The sequence below is a fragment of the Archaeoglobus neptunius genome (assembly GCF_016757965.1).
In the GTDB taxonomy this organism is placed as follows: Archaea; Halobacteriota; Archaeoglobi; order Archaeoglobales; family Archaeoglobaceae; genus Archaeoglobus; species Archaeoglobus neptunius.
This window is the reverse complement of the sequence record NZ_JAEKIW010000001.1, coordinates 171,438-187,269: the sequence shown is the minus strand read 5'-3', so window position 1 is coordinate 187,269 and position 15,832 is coordinate 171,438. Positions and strand designations below refer to the sequence as shown.

The following is a 15,832-nucleotide window of genomic DNA, read 5'->3' as shown; positions in this document are numbered from 1 at the left end:
CGAAGTCTGATGAACGGATTATAAATTTGTATTTTTCAGCAAATCCGCGAAAAGCATAAATTGAACTTGGAGAATAATAAACCATGAAAGTTGTTGTGGTTGGCGGTGGAGCAGCAGGAATGAGTGCTGCTTCAAGGGTAAAGGCTCTGAAGTCAGGATGGGACGTGATTGTTTTTGAAGAGACCAGTTTTGTAAGCCATGCCCCGTGCGGCATTCCATACGTCGTTGAGGGACTTTCAGACCCTTCTCATCTGATGTACTATCCACCGGAGTTTTTCAGGGAAAAGAGGGGAATTGATCTACACATGAATGCCAGAGTTGTGGAGGCAGGAGATGGATTCATTAGGGTTTTGGAGAACGGACAGGAGAAAAAATACGAGTGGGATAAGCTTATAATAGCTACCGGAGCGTTACCCAAGACTCCACCCTTTGAGGGACTCGATTTGAAGAATGTTTTTACTGTCAGACACCCGTCACAGGCAGAAGAACTCAGGAATGCAGTCATTAAGGCTCGTAATGTGGTAATAGTGGGTGCGGGATACGTCGGTGTGGAGATGGCGGAGGCTGCTGCAGAACAGGGTAAGAAGGTAACCGTAATTGAGTATCTAGACCAGCCGCTACCAAATCTTGATAAGGATGTTGCCGAAACCGTGAGGCAGGAGATTGAGAAAAGGGTTGATCTCAGACTCCAGGAAAGGGTGCTGGCCTTTGAAGGAAACGAAATGGTTAGAAAGGTTGTAACCGATAAGGGTGAGTACCCTGCCGATGTTGTTATAGTTGCAACAGGGGTTAAGGCGAACACGGCAATTGCAGAGCAGATAGGATGCAGAATCGGTGAAACAGGGGCAATATGGACGGACAGCAGGATGCAGACAAACATTGAAAACGTTTACGCCGCCGGAGACTGTGCGGAAACCGTACACATGATTACAGGAAAGAGGGTTTGGATACCACTCGCCCCGCCGGGAAACAAAATGGGGTACGTTGCGGGTGTAAACGCTGCCGGTGGGGACATTGAGTTTCCCGGGGTGCTCGGGACGCAGCTTACAAAGTTTTTTGACTTTGAAATCGGTGCTACTGGATTGACGGAGAAGGCAGCGATAAATGAAGGTTTTGAAGTCAAAACCGCAACGATAAAGGCGAAAACAAGAGTGCATTACTATCCGGGAGCGAGGGATACCACGCTGAAAGTTGTTGCTGAGAAGGAGACGAACAGGGTGCTCGGAGCCCAGGTTCTGGGGGCAGATGTTGCGATGAGGGTGAACGTTTTTGCATCAATGATTCAGGCTGGATTTACGACAAGAGATATTTTCTTTGCCGATCTTGGCTATGCCCCACCATTCACCCCAATCTGGGATCCAATAGTGGTTTCTGCAAGAGTTCTTAAATTCTAGTTCCCAATTTTTTCATGGACTGGGTTGAAGAGCTGGGCAAAATATGTGAGGTCTTCCCACCTTCAGATGCCTACCGAGTTGATGAAACTCCACCCCTGATAGCTCCTGAACCGGCAGAAAATTTTGTCGTGGTTAAACCGGAGAACAGCGTGGATGTGTCTGAAATACTGAAATTTGCAAACGAGAGAGGTATTCCTGTCTTCACCCGTGGTGGGGGAACGGGGCTTAGCGGTGGCGCCGTACCCACAGCAAATGGAATTCTGCTTTCAACAGAGAAAATGGTTGAGATTGAAGTTGATACTGAGAACAGGGTGGCGGTTTGTGGTGCTGGAGTTACATTGAAACAGCTTGACCGGGCAGCGTTTAAAAACGGGCTCAGCTTCCCGCCCCATCCCGGAGCAGAGACTGCAACGGTAGGGGGCATGATCGCCACAAATGCAGGTGGTGTTAGAGCACTTAAATACGGCACAATGAGGAACTACGTTCTTGGTCTCGAGTTCGTTCTGGCAAGTGGAAAGATACTGAGGGTGGGGGGAAGGACTGTGAAAAACTCTTCGGGTTACTCATTGCTCCACCTTTTGATAGGGAGTGAGGGGACACTTGGAGTCGTTACTCAGGCCACACTGCGTCTTTTTCCTGCAATGAAGGACATTACTGTTCTGGCAGCTCCATTCCAGAGAATGGAGGACGCAATGAGTTGTGTGGTTGAGATTTCATCCAAAATGCTTCCCATGGCCCTTGAGTTTATGGAAAGAAGGGCGGTTGAAATTGGAGAAAGGGTAAGCGGAAGGCGCTGGGTAAGCAGGGAGGGGGAAGCACACCTTCTGATGATTTTTGAACGGTTTGATGAGGCTGAAGAGGCGGCGGAGATTGCTGAAAATAAGGGTGCCATAGATGTTTTTGTCGCAACGGGGAAAAGGGAACAGGACGATTTAATGGCGGTGAGGGGATTGATTTATGAGGGTTTGAGAAATGAAATCATTGAAATTCTGGATGCGTGCGTTCCTCCTGCTAAAATCGCAGATTACTGGAGAAAAAGCAATGAGCTTGCAGAAAAATACGGAATTGAGCTGGTAACCTACGGCCATGCGGGTGACGGGAATGTCCATCAGCATCCACTGATTTACGACGGCTGGGAGAATACGTATTTCGAATTCAGAAAGAAGCTTTTAGAACTTGCAGTAAGCTACGGGGGCGTAATCAGCGGTGAACATGGTATAGGTACTGTCAAGATTCAGGAACTGGCCGAGATCTGTCCCGATCAGTACAGAATTATGAAGGAAATAAAGAGTCTGTTTGACCCCAGGGGCATTCTGAACCCGGGAAAGGTCGTTCTTCCCAATCATGGTTGAGTCGGGAAGAGATATCTGCCAGGAACTTCAATAGCGAAAATCATAAATATGCTACAGCATGCCATGAAATGTGATCGAGGTTAGCAATCTTACAGTAAAGTACGGAAAAGTGATTGCAGTGAACAGGGTTGACTTCACGATAGGCAGGGGAGAAGTTGTGGCAATTCTGGGGCCAAACGGTGCAGGAAAAAGCTCAATAATGAAGTCTCTGGTGGGAATTGTTGATTATGATGGGGATATAAGGTTTGACGGGGTAGACGCCAGAACGAAAGAGGCCAAGAATCTTTTTGGTTACGTCCCTGAGGAGGTGAACCTGATAGACCATCTGACTCCGGAAGAACTCTTCAACTTCATAATTTCGGTTAGAGAGCTCGAAAATGTAGAGAAAAGGGTTGAAAATCTCGTAAGGATTTTCAGAATTGAGGATTACATGACCAGGCCAATCCTTTCCCTCTCAATGGGAAACAGAAAGAAGGTTGCAGTTATAGCAGCTTTGCTTCATGATCCACCCTACCTGTTACTTGACGAGCCGCTTAACGGATTAGACGTTTTTTCAGCCAGAGTCCTCAAGGAGGTAATATCAAAAAAGGCCGAGAATGGCGGCGTGCTGCTATCGACCCACATTCTTGATGTTGCGGAAAAGCTCGCCACAAGGGTGGTGGTTATAAACGGTGGAAGGAAGATAGCAGAAGGAAACATTGATGAGATCCTGGCTGGTAAAAGTCTCGAAGAAGTGTTTCTGGAAATCACTGGTCAGTATGAAAATCTTGGGAAGATTATTGCCTCTATATAATTTTGCGGACCTCGTTTACGCTGAGGCAGTGATCAGAAATATGGTAGAGCACAGCAGGGCTGACCCGGAAAGAATCAGCAAATATCTCAGGGCAAACACTCTGATCGTCAAAATCTTTCTGGGTCTGGCCGTGATTATAAGCTGCGGAATGGTGTTTGAAAGTGAGCATTACACCGGTTCACTGCTCTCCCTCACGATCATAATGCTGTTTTTTGGTATCAGTTTCTCCAACTCCTATTTCAAGCTCGATCTCAGCTACCTTCACACCCTTCCACTTGGCAAAAGAGAAATAGAGAAGGTCAGAGTGCTGGGCTTTTTTCGCCTCTATGACTGGCCCGTAATTGCAGGGTTCCTGCTGTTTGTAGGATTCATCACCATTAGAAATCCTCTTTCTGCAATCCCGGCAGCGATTGCCTATACAACCGCAGTGATGTTTTCTCTTGCGATCAACATTCTGCTCGGAAAAAAGTTAAGCAACATCCATGCGAGCGGTTCCCTTACTGGCTCGATTGTTAAAACAGCAGTAACGGTACTGTGGATGCTCTCCTTTTATGGTGTGTACTTCCTCTATCAGCTCATCCTGCTGATCTACAGGACAGAAGGGCTGGATAGGTATGTCTTCATATACCCAGTCCCGTTCAGCATGTGGATTTCCGATCCGCTGAATCTCAACCATGCACTGATGAGTTTGCCGTATGTGGTACTGTCCACCGTTCTTTTTACTTTCTCCATTGATAGAATTGCGCAGGAGAATTTTGCAAAAGTTTACGGGAAGAAGACCATCTGGAAAGTTAAGAAAACTGGTAGACTTGCAGCGATGGTCGTCAAGGATTTCAAACTGCTGTTCAGAAGTCCTCAGATGGCAGTCATAGCTTTCTTGCCACTCTTTAACGGTCTGATATACCTCCTCTTCTTCTTCAAAGGCTCTGAGATACTGAGTGTTGCTGTTATGCAGATAATGACCGTTGCAACAGCTTCAACATTTACCGTGCTGGACAGGAGCAGTTATACGCACTCACTACCACTCACGGAGCAAGAAGTCAGAATATCGAAAGTTGTTTCTTCTCTGTTTGTTTATCTCCTCTCCCTGGCCATCATAATCGCTGCAGTATACTGCAGAGGCGGTAACGTTGTGAACGCTCTATCTATTGTCCCCACCGGATTGGCCGTGATACTTGTAGCAGTCACCTTCTCAAGCAGGATTTCTAACGACCCCATCAATGTGGAGTCTGCGATTTCGTTTTTCATTTCACTGGTGGTGGTCTTCCTGCCCATTGCTTCTGGCGGATTTGCAACACTGCTGCTGAAACAGAGTTTTGCGAATTTTGCCTTTCCTGTTTCTGTGATTGAGATGTTACTATTCCTCGCAGCTTTCCGGATAAAAAACAGGTAAATATTTATTCGACAAAAAGTATGGCAACCATCTCTTCTTTGATGTTGAACCCTGAAGCATCTATGCACAGTGCGGAGAGAGAAGGTCTCACCTTGCTGCACCTTCCACTGCACTCTTCACAGATCATACACCCTCCCGGGAAAGTTGAAAGAGCGTAAGGTTTTTTAAGACTCATCTCCGCCTCAATCATAAACTCCTGAGCTTTTCTGATATCCTCGATTTTCTCAATCTTGAACCTGAACAGAAATGCCCTTTTGTAGGAAGTAACGAATCTCACACACTCGTCATAGTCCGGAACATTGGGTGGGCACGACGGCTTTCCATAGCTATCGCACCCGAACATGCACTTCCATCTGGCTCTTAAATCCAGCCTCAAATCAGCAGGATTTATTTCCTCAACCTCTGCAACCAATCCGTATTTTTCGATAAGCTTTTTTATACTCTCAAGCATCAGAACCACTCCAGAATTTTGTAGTACGTGTCTCTCAGGGCAACGGGTCTACCCACGGCCTTAACGGCTTTTACTATCTCATCCACCCTTGCAGGTCTGAACGCCTTGCCTGTAGCTTTCACCACATTCTCTTCAAGCATCGTTCCGCCGAAATCGTTGGCCCCGAAAAACAGGCTCAGGGTTGCGATGTCAAACCCCTGTGTCAGCCATGAGGCCTGAATATTCCTGAAGTTGTGAAGAACTATCCGGGAAATGGCCAGAACCTGGAGATATCTCAGAGGGGACACCGGTCTTTTTATCTCACAGTAGAGATCAGTGTTGCCCGGCTGGAAGGTCCAGGGGATGAAGGCAGTAAAACCCCCCGTCTTCTTTTGCAGCTCTCTAAGCTTGAGCAGATGATCCAGTATGTCCTTGTTGCTCTCCACATGCCCGAACATCATTGTGGCAGTGGTTGGAATTCCCATCTTGTGAGCGGTCTCCATAACCCTCAGCCACTCCTCACTGCTGCACTTGTTCGGGCTGATTCTCCTTCTGACCTCGTCCACAAGAATCTCCGCACCGCCACCCGGCAGGGAGTCGAGGCCAGCACTTTTCAACCTCTCCAGAACCTCTCTCTCGCTCATCTTCTCAGTTTTTGCGAGAAAAACTATTTCCGGAGGAGAAAGACTGTGGATATGCACACCCGGATATCTCTCCTTGATTTTCCTGAACAAAACCTCAAACCACTCAATACCAAGTTCCGGATTCAAACCACCCTGCAGCATGATTTGCGTTGCACCGATATTTGCAGCCTCCCCAATCCTTTTCAGTATCTCCTCGTAGGGTAGCACGTAGCCCCCATTTCTGGCATAGAAAGCGCAGAACCTGCACTTTGAAACGCACACATTGGTGTAGTTGATGTTTGTATCAATGACAAATGTGACAAGGTCTCCGCACTTCTGTCTCCTTATTTCATCAGCAATACGGCCCACGTCGTGTATGTCCATTTCAAAAAGTTTCAAAGCCTCCTTTTTGCCAATGTCTTTACCGAAGTAGTCCACAGTCTCTGCAGTACTTCTCAAACTCATTCAGTCCCCTCCTCTCCTTACCCCCAAGTTCAAACCTGAGGGTTCTGAAGTATTCAATCAGAAACTCCCTCGGCATCTTAAATGTTTTTTCGGCGTCTTCAAGAACGCTCTCAATGTTCTCGTAAGCTTTGTTGAGAGATTCCAGTATCCTTGAATCCAGATTTGAAGCATCCACGTTTTTCAGAGAAGCAGAAATTCCGAAAACCATCGGAAGTGATGTCAGGTCGTACCACTCTTCACCCAGATCCATCACAACTCTGTATATCATTCTTGCCTTTATAGCCTCATCTCCTATTACAAGAGCGTGTCTGCATCTTTCCAGCATTTCCTGGGCTATGGCAGTTTTCATCGGTACAAGTCTGTTTCTCAGCCCCCTCTCCCTCAGAATTATTTTCAGAAGGCTTACGGATGTCATGCTATCCTTCGTTATTGCAATTGGGCCATCGTCAAGTTCTTTTTCCCTTGAAACGACAACAACGCTGAGTACTTTCCCGAAAGAGGCAACACAAAATCTGTAGTGTCTCAGTAGATCTTTTCTGGAAAGATAGAAAAAGGCAGGAATGGGAGCGTAGTCTATCTGTCCGTTCAAAAGCTTGGATGCCATATCCTTTGGCGTTGCTTCAACAACCTCGACCCCGTTGAGAAAGTAGTATGGCAGAAAGTTGTTGAGGTATCCAAATTTTCCGACCTTCATCCCATCCCTCAGGTATACCACCTTATGATGTTGCAGAACGTATCCCTCTGCCCAACTCTCTTTCCTGCACTCTTTCCAATCTCAATCAGCCTATCCACCGTCAAACCTTCCGGCGTTTTTGCTCCTGCAGCATGCGTGATTTTTTCACCCATGATTGTTCCGTCTATATCATTCGCCCCGTACCTCACAGCCACCTCGGTCAATCTTTCCCCAAGCATAACCCAGTAAGCTCTGATACTCTTGAAATTGTCCAGAACTATCCTTGAAACTGCGATCGTTTTCAGAATGTCCACAGCGTCTGTTTTCTCTTTCACAATATCATTCAAAGGTGTGTTTTCAGGATGATAAACGAGCGGTATGAACGATATGAACCCTCCTGTTCTTTCCTGAAGCTTTCTCAGCTTGTAAAGGTGAATTGCCCTGTGCCTTATACTCTCCACATGTCCGAAGAGCATTGTTGCATTACTCCTTATCCCAAGCTTGTGAGCGGTCTCCATAACCCTCAGCCACTCCTCACTGCTGCACTTGTTCGGGCTGATTCTCCTTCTGACCTCGTCCACAAGAATCTCCGCACCGCCACCCGGCATTGCTTCCAGTCCGGCATCCTTCAGACGGTTTAAAAATTCCTTTACACTCATTTTATTCTTTTTGGCATAGTAGTACACTTCAGTTGCCGTTAAAGCTTTAATAACGGCATCGGGCATCTCTTTCTTTATTCTTCTGAACATCTCTTCGAAATACTCCACACTGAGTTCAGGATTGTGACCTCCAACAATATGAAACTCTGTTGCCCCCTCACTGTAAGCTTCTCTGGCCTTTTTCACAACTTCGTCGATTGTCAGGAGATACCTCTCCCTGTTATTGAATGCACAAAGCGGGCAGCGGGAGATGCAGATATCCGTGTAGTTTATATGTCTGTTAATGACGAACATGACGCAGTCATTTATCGAATCCGCAATTTTCCCGAGATCGTGCAGATTTTGTTCAAACAGCCTTTCAATCTCCCTTACGTTCAAATTCCATCGCCTCTCTGATTCTTCTTAACTCCTTGCGAAACTCCACATTACTTCTGAATATGAAGTCTGCAATCAGTCCGAACATTATGAGCTGGACTCCGGTGATAATGAACAGAGATGTCAGGATCGCCATTAGATAGTGGGTAATTCTGTGAAACCACTGATAAACCACGTAGCCACCTGAAAGTATGCCTGCAAAAATGAAAATCAGTCCAATGATGTAAAGGTATCTGGCAGGACTGTACCTGCTCATCAGTTCATATATCGTCTTCCCGATTCTGAAACCGTCCATCAGAGGGTTTAGTTTGGTTTTTCCACCTCTTTTTCTGTATGTTATCGGAATTTCGAGAATTCTGAACCCTTTGGCAATTGTTTCAACGGTGAGTTCAGTTTCAATTTCGAATCCTGCTTTTTTCAACTCCACGTTTTTATAAACCTCCCTTTTCAATGCCCTGTATCCGGACAGAATGTCCCTGAGCTCGATACCATAGGCAAATCTGAAGAAAAAGTTCAGAATTTTGTTGCCAACGAGGTTTAATCTTGTGAAAGCTCCCTTTTCATAGTTGGCAAACCTGTTACCCACCACGTGGTCTGCCAGACCTCTATTTATTGGTTCAAGCAGCTTTGTAACTTCTTCCGGCAGATAACTCCCGTCTCCATCTACCAGAACCAGAACTTCGCTGTTGACGATTTCAAAAGCCTCTGCCACTGCCTGACCTTTTCCTTTCCCGGTCTGAACCACAACCTCAGCACCCATTTGCCGTGCTATTTCTCTCGTTCTGTCCTTGCTGTTTCCGTCAATGACGAGAACCTTAAATCCCTGACGGACGAAACCTTCGACTACCTCACCAATCGCCTCCTCCTCATTCAGGGTTGGAATAACAACCGTGACATCCATTATATCCTCAGTATTTTCAGCATACTCAGTACTGGGAGGGAGTCTATCTCATCCCCGCCTCTTTTGTTCACAATCACTGCAGCGCAAAGAGCTCTACCCTCATGTGCCTCTATAATTTCTGCAGCCTCCTTGATGGATCTGCCCGTCGATATTATATCATCAATAATAACGCAGTTCTTGCCGATCACCCTGGCAAAATTCTCACTCAGTATTCCACCTCTCGGCCTCTCTTCTTCAGTTTTGAACTTCCGGGGGTAGTAAATTGCAAGATCGCAACCTAACTCCTCTGCAACCATTGACGCCAGAGGAATCCCGCTTGTCGCAATTCCAACAACAGCATCAACCCTTTCGGATACCTCCTCCCGTATCATATCGGCTATTGCCGAAGCAAGATGTCTCAACCTCGACGGTTTCGTGAGTTTTCTCCACTCGACATAGATGTCTGAGGGGGGAGTTTCACTGACTCTTGTAATCAGCCACATTGCGGTTTCTCTTGAAACGTTAAGTTCATCCGCAATTTCTTCGGTTGTCAGGCCTTTCTCCTTCAGTTTTCTCGCTCTTTCAACCAAGGTCTCTATTTTTGTCATTTTTAACCCTCCTAATTATTGCCTCACTCCCGCAAACGGGGCAGATGTCGGAATCAATTTTTCTACCACATCCTCTACATACCTTTATCCATTTAAACTCTTTTGATATCTGCCGATGCAGAATTGAGTCGAACTTTATACCGAGGCTCATGGCCACATTCTGAATTGCGTAATCGTCAGTCACGAGTACAACATCGTTTCCTTTTTCCATTTCGTCAATTGCCTTTGCGAGAACCTTTATATCTGTCTGAGACAGTTTGTGGATATCTCCTGTCTTTCTTGCAGCTTCTATGACTTTGTTAACTCCCTCATCCGTGGCCTCCTCAACTCTGAGATTTTTTATGCTGAAGTAGAGTGCTGAAGCTTCATCAAGTATCTCTGCCGCTACCTCCGGCACGGTCACCATGTTAGCGTAAACGGCCTTTCTCTGAAAGATGGCACTGGAGTCGATGACGTACACTCTCACACCCTGATATTTGGCGGTGTAATAAATAACTCTTACTACCTGGCAACGTAAAGTACAACCTCCAGTCCACCTTTCTGTACACTTATCTTAAGGTTAAAAGCTCGAAAATTATCATTTTTTTCATTAAGCAGCTTGAATATATATCTGGCAAATTGCATTTTGAATTCCGGATGGTAGTATTCAGCCATCCCGAGTGTAAGTTTTATGACTTTCCCATCTCTGTAGCCGGGAGGGAGCATTTTTCCACTCAGCCTCGGATCCTCTTTCAGGCCGGTGTGTCTGAACATATCTGCTACAAGCATCTCAAGTTTATCGGCATCACTTTCACTGAGGCTGTACCCATGCGAGAAATCAAGACCAACTGTCGTGTTACCGTAGTAAACCTCAGCAAACTTGACCTTTCTCCCCTCTTCCAGCCACTTTTTGTAGTAACTGCCGGGATCGAGTGGAGGCAGGTGCTGGTCGAGTATGAAAAAGGTCCCGTTTAGCAGTATTGCAGCCGCAACATGCCCTTCTCCTTTTTCGAATGTCACATTTACCAGATAACCGTCACAACCTGCTCCTTTAAGCAGCGCAAGAGTCAAAATTGCGTAGTCCGTGCAAATTCCTTTCCTGAGCGATACCGTCTCAGCGGGAGTCTGTATCCTTCTCCCGGTGTCGTGGACCTCAACACTTCCTCCACCTATCACAATCTGAGGTGGTGGCAGTGATGCTTTTTCGTAATCATATTGAAGATTTTCGTCCTCCCACTCGAGAATGTTCCAGGCAGTGTCTTTGCAGTTTTCACCTTTCAGGGTTTCAGCCAGAGATGCGACCTTGCTAACCTCTTTATCGGTAAGCATGTGCTCAACAGCACATTCGACATCATACCTCCAAACTTTGCTGCAGTATTCTTCATGAGAAAGAGAGCTGAACTCCGCAATCTGCCCTGCACAGCAAGCGAAGAGCAGGGCTATGACTAGGACTGTGTACCTTTTCATGCGATTAAAAGGTAAGGAGATATTTTAAAAATTTAGCGAGCATGAATTTCTGTGGTCTCCTACATTGTAATACTTCAAAATGATACTGACATCAAACTTAAAGTTGGCAGTCTGGGAAGAGTGACCTTCAGGGCCGGTTACTACTACTACGTCGGAAGCGCAAATAATGGAGTCCACAGGATAAGAAGACATTTTGCCGAGAAAAAAGCAACGAGGTGGCACATAGATTACATTTCGAGCATAATGTGCGCAATTGGTGCTGTAATTCTGAAGGAGTCGGAGTGCAATGTAGCTCTGAAACTGGGTGAGGTGCTTGAAGGAATCAGGAATTTTGGATGTTCTGACTGCAGGTGCTGGTCGCACCTCTTCTATTCACCGAATCTCACCCTGGAGTTTTTATCCACATAAACCCCACCATTCGTTACGATCCCATTGAAAACTTCAATATAGCTTCCGATATCGGCTTTGAAGTAAACCTCCTTGTCTTCCAGAGCCACCCTGACCCTCCCGGTCTTGTCTGAAATAAATATTTCCTCTGCTTTTTCAGGGTCACCGATTCCGCTTACCCATCCTCTGAGATTTACCCTCCTTCCCCTGTATTTCTCAAGCTGAGAGATTTCAACGAAATCCGTTTCGATCTCAACTTCGGAAATGCTGTTGACCTGCACCTCTCCATTTCTGAACCATCCCCTAACCCTCAAAATAACGCCCTCTACCACATCGCCGGCCTCTATAAGTTCCGCAGCATCGTTCCAAAAATTGATCCTGCAATCATCTTCAATTATGACCGAGCAAACCTTTCCATCTCTGCCGTTTTTGCTGAAATGTCTGATTGGAAATACTTTTACAACCCTCCCCCTAACCGTCACCCTTCCATATTTCCCGGCATGAGTTTCATTTTCCTCTCCTTTTGCATAGTTCTCAAGCAGTTTTGCTGTAACTTCGTCGATCAGATCACCGAAGTGATTCTTAATCTCATCAAGGTTTTTTGGCATTTTCATATCAGAACCTCCAGTACAAGTAAAGTATGGCAGCAAAGCCGATCGTCAGGAGGAGCAGGCCGGCCTTTTCTCGAACTGAAAGCCACCTCACCTTCAAACCACCAGCCTCTTCAGCTCTTCAGGGGCGCTGGCAAATTCTCTTAAACACTCGTATTCCATGAAATGAAGTGTTTTTGCAAGAATGATCAGAATGTGCAACGGCTCTCCAAAATCAATGTCTTTCAACCTTTCCAGCCTGTCACATCTCACTACAGCACTTTCGCTTCCAGCTCTCGCTATGCCAACGCCGTAAACTTTCCTCAGCCCATCGTCAATTACAATGAGCTTTTCTATGGCATCGTTTACCCTCATTGGACTTGGATGAAGGTCCAGAAAGAGAAGAGTATGTGCATCGATTTTCAAATTTGACTTTATCACGTCTGCAGGCGTTCTTGAGGTATGCCAGCTAACAGTTGCAGATTTACCAAACCGGTAGTTGTGCAATCCCGTAAGCCCACACACAGCACTGATTATACTGGCACCGTGAATAATTCTCGTTTTCACACCCCTTCTCTCCGCCTCAAGTTTTATTGATGAGTGTGTTGTGGCAACCATGGGATCGCCCGGGGTAAGAATGACCACATCTCTTTCCTTCCCTGCCTCAATGATTTTAAAGCTGTTTTCCTCCAGATCTGACCTTTCCAGGACTCTGACGTTTCTACCAAAAAATTTTTCAATTTCATCCAGGCTGGAGGATATCCTGGAGGTATAGAACTCTATGAAAACTTCATCAGCTTCTTTTACAGCATTGTATCCCTTGATTGATATATCTTCAATGTCCCACAATCCCAGACCAACGAAGGTAATCATGCTATCAGAAAGTTTAAATTAAGCTTTTTACTTTTTCTCCCATGCAAGATTCAAAAGTGATGCTCAAAAAATACTGGCACCTGCCAATTCTGATAGTAGCTGCGGCAATATCCTTCAAACTTAGGGTTCTCAACCCCTGGGACAGTGTTTTCACATGGACTGTCAGACTGGGGGGTAACGATCCCTGGTACTATTACAGACTTATCGAAAACACGATACATAACTTCCCTGCCAGAATCTGGTTCGACCCCTTCACCCACTATCCTTACGGCTCCTACACGCACTTTGGGCCGTTTTTAGTCTATCTTGGGGCCATAGCAGGAATTATTTTTGGAGCAACTAGTGGAGAGAGCTTGAGGGCTGTTCTTGCATTTATTCCGGCAATCGGTGGAATACTGATAATATTTCCAATATATATGCTTGCAAGAGAAGTTTTTGGCAAAAAAACTGCTGTGATGGCTGCATTTTTGGCTGCAATCATCCCCGGACAATTTTTGCAAAGAAGCATGTTGGGGTTCAACGATCACCACATATGGGAGGCTTTCTGGCAGGTGACTGTTCTCGGAACGTTTTTACTTGCATACAACCGCTGGAAGGATAGGCCACTGCGAGAAAACCTGAATTCCAAGCAGGTTTTATATCCGGTAGTTTCGGGACTTTCAATAGGTCTCTACATGCTTGCGTGGGCCCCGGGATTCATCTCTGCCTTCCTTATTCTTGCATTCGTCTTCTTCGCAATGCTCCTCAAAGAATTTGTTGACTCGGACACAAAAAATCTGACTGCAATAGCGTCAATTTCTTTAATAATCGCTTCTTTAATTTATCTGCCATTTGCATTTCACTACAGTGGTTTCAGCACGACACTTTACTCCCCCTTCCAGCTTCTCGTACTCTCTGGCTCAGCAGTAATTTCAGGTGTGTTTTACCAGTTGGGCAAACTGGCAGATGATGGATTTTTTGAAAAAGTTGGGATAAACAGGAAATACGGCCTACCAGCAGCAATTCTGACACTCACAGCAATCCTGACGGGCATTGTTTTTGTTATCGCTCCCGACTTTGCGAGAAATCTGCAGTACATCCTCCGGGTTATTCAGCCAAAGGGAGGTTCATTAACAGTTGCCGAGGTGTATCCATTCTTCTTCACACACAATGGAGAATTCACTCTGGCAAATGCCGTACTGCACTTTGGCTCTCTGTTCTTTTTCGGTATGGCAGGGATTTTTTACGGAGCGTACAGGATCGTGAAGCAAAGAAGATTCGTGGAAATTAGCCTTATGATATGGGCAATCGCAATGTTTATCGCTCTGTGGGGTGAGAACAGGTTTGCCTACTACTTTGCAGCGGTTACCGCAATTTACTCTGCACTCATTCTAAATGTAATTTTCGAGAGGTTTCACCTTTACAAAGCCATTGAAAGTACGGTGGGGGTTAAGACCAAATTCAGCTCGTTCAGAGTTGCTGTGGCAATTCTTCTGGCAATTGCTGCAGTTTATCCGACCTACGCTTTTGCGGATGCTCAAAGCTACTACGCTGGTGGACCACAGAAACAGTGGTACGACGCCTTAATGTGGATGAGAGAACATACTCCGGATAAAGAAAAGTACGATAATTTCTACTACCAGTTATATCCAACACCCGCAAGCAACAAAAAGCCCTACAGCTATCCATTTGCCACCTACGGCGTCATAAGCTGGTGGGACTACGGACACTGGATTGAAGCGATAGCACACCGAATGCCGATAGCCAACCCATTCCAGGCGGGGATCGGGAACAAGTACAACAACGTTCCCGGAGCATCGTCATTCTTTACCGCAGAGAATGAGAGCTATGCCGAGTGGGTGGCAAAGCAGCTTAATGTTAAGTACGTTGTAAGCGATGTTGAAATGGAAACGGGTAAATTCTATGCAATGGCTGTATGGGCTGAGGGAGACCTACACCTTGCAGAAAAGTATTACGCCGGATTCATGTATGTAACACAGGGAGGACAGATTGGTTACGCCACATCCAGGTGGGATGTCCCTCCAAATTCAGTGATAATACCCCTCAGAATACCCAGTGAGCTGTACTACAGAACTATGGAAGCAAGACTGCATCTTTTTGACGGAAGCGGCCTTGCCCACTACAGGATGATATATGAAAGTGATCTCCCCTCAGAATGGAAGAGATACAGCTCGTTTGTGGATCTCACCAACCAGAGCCTCGTTACCACCGTTGCATTTCAGGAAGCGATGCGGAGAGCGATATATGGCGTTGAACCCTCAATGGGTACTCAGGAAGTGCTGTATAAGTATGCGTACAATCAGCTCTACAAAAACAAAATTGGAATCCCCGTCAAACTCAGTCCGTCTGGATATGTGAAGATATTCGAGAGAGTTAAGGGGGCGGTTGTGACCGGAAAAGTCGGAAGTAATGTAACAGAGGTTGTGGTAAACGCCACCATACTCACGAATCAAAACAGAACCTTCGAGTACTACACCACTGCAAAAGTTGTCAATGGCCATTACACGGTCATCCTTCCGTACTCTCACGATTCCAGCTATCCTGTGAAGCCTGTGACTCCATACTACCTGCGTGCAGGTGGGGTTATCAAGAAGCTTACACTCACCGAGAAAGAAGTTGTCAACGGTGAGACAGTTAGACTGGATTTGATTTAATACTTTTTTACAATTTAGTAATACTTTTTGTTATTTGCATCTAAAAAATTGATACTCCGGAATATTTTCGATTAATTTAAATTCTACTTTCCCCAAAAAGAGAGGGGAGCATGAAAAATGCTCCTTAAAATGAGAAATCGTGTTAAATCGAGAATAGGTAAAAAGCGATAAATACAAATAAACAAAAATTGAGCTTTGAGTGTAGTTAAGGATGTAAGTCGAGGTTATAATACCAAG

16 protein-coding genes are annotated in these 15,832 nt (G+C 45.7%); 6 read left to right on the top strand and 10 right to left on the bottom strand.

Annotation, left to right across the window (positions count from 1 at the left end; genetic code table 11):
- Window positions 1–83 precede the first annotated feature (83 nt).
- From JFQ59_RS01025 to JFQ59_RS01010, 4 genes are all read left to right on the top strand, one after another.
- A complete protein-coding gene (locus JFQ59_RS01025; protein WP_202318530.1) occupies window positions 84–1,394 on the top strand; it encodes an FAD-dependent oxidoreductase in 1,311 nt (436 codons plus the stop codon).
- 14 nt (window positions 1,395–1,408) lie between these two features.
- The gene (locus JFQ59_RS01020; protein ID WP_202318529.1) at window positions 1,409–2,746 is read left to right on the top strand and encodes an FAD-binding oxidoreductase; all 1,338 of its coding nucleotides are present in this window, start codon (window positions 1,409–1,411) and stop codon (window positions 2,744–2,746) included.
- A gap of 70 nt (window positions 2,747–2,816) precedes the next feature.
- The gene (locus tag JFQ59_RS01015) at window positions 2,817–3,539 is read left to right on the top strand and encodes an ABC transporter ATP-binding protein (RefSeq protein ID WP_202318528.1); all 723 of its coding nucleotides are present in this window, start codon (window positions 2,817–2,819) and stop codon (window positions 3,537–3,539) included.
- A 40-nt stretch (window positions 3,540–3,579) separates the two neighbouring features.
- Complete coding sequence (locus JFQ59_RS01010; RefSeq protein ID WP_202318527.1) at window positions 3,580–4,932, top strand: hypothetical protein; 1,353 nt, start codon at window positions 3,580–3,582, stop codon at window positions 4,930–4,932.
- A 4-nt stretch (window positions 4,933–4,936) separates the two neighbouring features.
- Here JFQ59_RS01010 and JFQ59_RS01005 read toward each other — a convergent pair whose 3' ends face one another.
- The 8 genes from JFQ59_RS01005 to JFQ59_RS00970 are packed head-to-tail and all read right to left on the bottom strand — an operon-like array spanning window position 4,937 to window position 11,091.
- Window positions 4,937–5,383: a DUF2284 domain-containing protein gene (locus tag JFQ59_RS01005; protein WP_202318526.1), complete on the bottom strand. Its 447-nt coding sequence runs from the start codon at window positions 5,381–5,383 to the stop codon at window positions 4,937–4,939.
- Window positions 5,383–6,450, bottom strand: coding sequence for a cyclic dehypoxanthinyl futalosine synthase (mqnC, locus tag JFQ59_RS01000; protein ID WP_202318525.1), 1,068 nt, complete (start codon window positions 6,448–6,450; stop codon window positions 5,383–5,385). The genes JFQ59_RS01005 and mqnC overlap by 1 nt, the downstream gene beginning before the upstream one ends.
- A complete protein-coding gene (locus JFQ59_RS00995; RefSeq protein WP_202318524.1) occupies window positions 6,407–7,144 on the bottom strand; it encodes a menaquinone biosynthetic enzyme MqnA/MqnD family protein in 738 nt (245 codons plus the stop codon). The genes mqnC and JFQ59_RS00995 overlap by 44 nt, the downstream gene beginning before the upstream one ends.
- 8 nt (window positions 7,145–7,152) lie before the next feature.
- Window positions 7,153–8,160, bottom strand: coding sequence for a CofH family radical SAM protein (locus JFQ59_RS00990; protein ID WP_230972173.1), 1,008 nt, complete (start codon window positions 8,158–8,160; stop codon window positions 7,153–7,155).
- Entirely contained in the window at window positions 8,141–9,058 is a 918-nt protein-coding gene (gene aglJ / locus JFQ59_RS00985) for an S-layer glycoprotein N-glycosyltransferase AglJ (protein WP_202318523.1), read from the bottom strand. Before aglJ ends, JFQ59_RS00990 begins: the two co-directional genes overlap by 20 nt.
- Window positions 9,058–9,645, bottom strand: coding sequence for an orotate phosphoribosyltransferase-like protein (locus JFQ59_RS00980; protein ID WP_202318522.1), 588 nt, complete (start codon window positions 9,643–9,645; stop codon window positions 9,058–9,060). The genes aglJ and JFQ59_RS00980 overlap by 1 nt, the downstream gene beginning before the upstream one ends.
- On the bottom strand, window positions 9,620–10,111 hold the full coding sequence (locus JFQ59_RS00975) for an NOB1 family endonuclease (RefSeq protein ID WP_202318521.1): 492 nt from the start codon (window positions 10,109–10,111) through the stop codon (window positions 9,620–9,622). The genes JFQ59_RS00980 and JFQ59_RS00975 overlap by 26 nt, the downstream gene beginning before the upstream one ends.
- A gap of 35 nt (window positions 10,112–10,146) precedes the next feature.
- Window positions 10,147–11,091: a transglutaminase-like domain-containing protein gene (locus JFQ59_RS00970; protein WP_202318520.1), complete on the bottom strand. Its 945-nt coding sequence runs from the start codon at window positions 11,089–11,091 to the stop codon at window positions 10,147–10,149.
- Window positions 11,092–11,142: 51 nt separating this feature from the next.
- Between JFQ59_RS00970 and JFQ59_RS00965 the strand changes: the two genes are divergently transcribed.
- Window positions 11,143–11,499, top strand: coding sequence for a GIY-YIG nuclease family protein (locus tag JFQ59_RS00965; RefSeq protein WP_202318519.1), 357 nt, complete (start codon window positions 11,143–11,145; stop codon window positions 11,497–11,499).
- On the opposite strand, the gene JFQ59_RS00960 is transcribed toward JFQ59_RS00965, so the two are convergent.
- Together JFQ59_RS00960 and dph5 are read right to left on the bottom strand one after the other, a co-directional pair.
- Window positions 11,460–12,092 carry a hypothetical protein gene (locus JFQ59_RS00960; RefSeq protein ID WP_202318518.1) on the bottom strand — a complete coding sequence of 211 codons (633 nt, stop codon included), beginning with the start codon at window positions 12,090–12,092 and terminating at the stop codon, window positions 11,460–11,462. The two genes, JFQ59_RS00965 and JFQ59_RS00960, sit on opposite strands and share 40 nt — an antisense overlap.
- Window positions 12,093–12,185: 93 nt before the next feature.
- Window positions 12,186–12,941, bottom strand: coding sequence for a diphthine synthase (gene dph5, locus JFQ59_RS00955; RefSeq protein ID WP_202318517.1), 756 nt, complete (start codon window positions 12,939–12,941; stop codon window positions 12,186–12,188).
- Window positions 12,942–12,982: 41 nt separating this feature from the next.
- Between dph5 and JFQ59_RS00950 the strand changes: the two genes are divergently transcribed.
- On the top strand, window positions 12,983–15,595 hold the full coding sequence (locus JFQ59_RS00950) for an oligosaccharyl transferase, archaeosortase A system-associated (protein WP_202318516.1): 2,613 nt from the start codon (window positions 12,983–12,985) through the stop codon (window positions 15,593–15,595).
- The last annotated feature ends 237 nt before the right edge of the window (window positions 15,596–15,832 follow it).

Coding starts and splice junctions, on each gene's coding strand:
- JFQ59_RS01025 (WP_202318530.1), top strand. CDS start 84: ATGAAAGTTGTTGTGGTTGGCGGTGGAGCAGCAGGAATGAGTGCTGCT.
- JFQ59_RS01020 (WP_202318529.1), top strand. CDS start 1,409: ATGGACTGGGTTGAAGAGCTGGGCAAAATATGTGAGGTCTTCCCACCT.
- JFQ59_RS01010 (WP_202318527.1), top strand. CDS start 3,580: ATGGTAGAGCACAGCAGGGCTGACCCGGAAAGAATCAGCAAATATCTC.
- JFQ59_RS01005 (WP_202318526.1), bottom strand. CDS start 5,383: ATGCTTGAGAGTATAAAAAAGCTTATCGAAAAATACGGATTGGTTGCA.
- mqnC (WP_202318525.1), bottom strand. CDS start 6,450: ATGAGTTTGAGAAGTACTGCAGAGACTGTGGACTACTTCGGTAAAGAC.
- JFQ59_RS00995 (WP_202318524.1), bottom strand. CDS start 7,144: ATGAAGGTCGGAAAATTTGGATACCTCAACAACTTTCTGCCATACTAC.
- aglJ (WP_202318523.1), bottom strand. CDS start 9,058: ATGGATGTCACGGTTGTTATTCCAACCCTGAATGAGGAGGAGGCGATT.
- JFQ59_RS00980 (WP_202318522.1), bottom strand. CDS start 9,645: ATGACAAAAATAGAGACCTTGGTTGAAAGAGCGAGAAAACTGAAGGAG.
- JFQ59_RS00970 (WP_202318520.1), bottom strand. CDS start 11,091: ATGAAAAGGTACACAGTCCTAGTCATAGCCCTGCTCTTCGCTTGCTGT.
- JFQ59_RS00960 (WP_202318518.1), bottom strand. CDS start 12,092: ATGAAAATGCCAAAAAACCTTGATGAGATTAAGAATCACTTCGGTGAT.
- dph5 (WP_202318517.1), bottom strand. CDS start 12,941: ATGATTACCTTCGTTGGTCTGGGATTGTGGGACATTGAAGATATATCA.
- JFQ59_RS00950 (WP_202318516.1), top strand. CDS start 12,983: ATGCAAGATTCAAAAGTGATGCTCAAAAAATACTGGCACCTGCCAATT.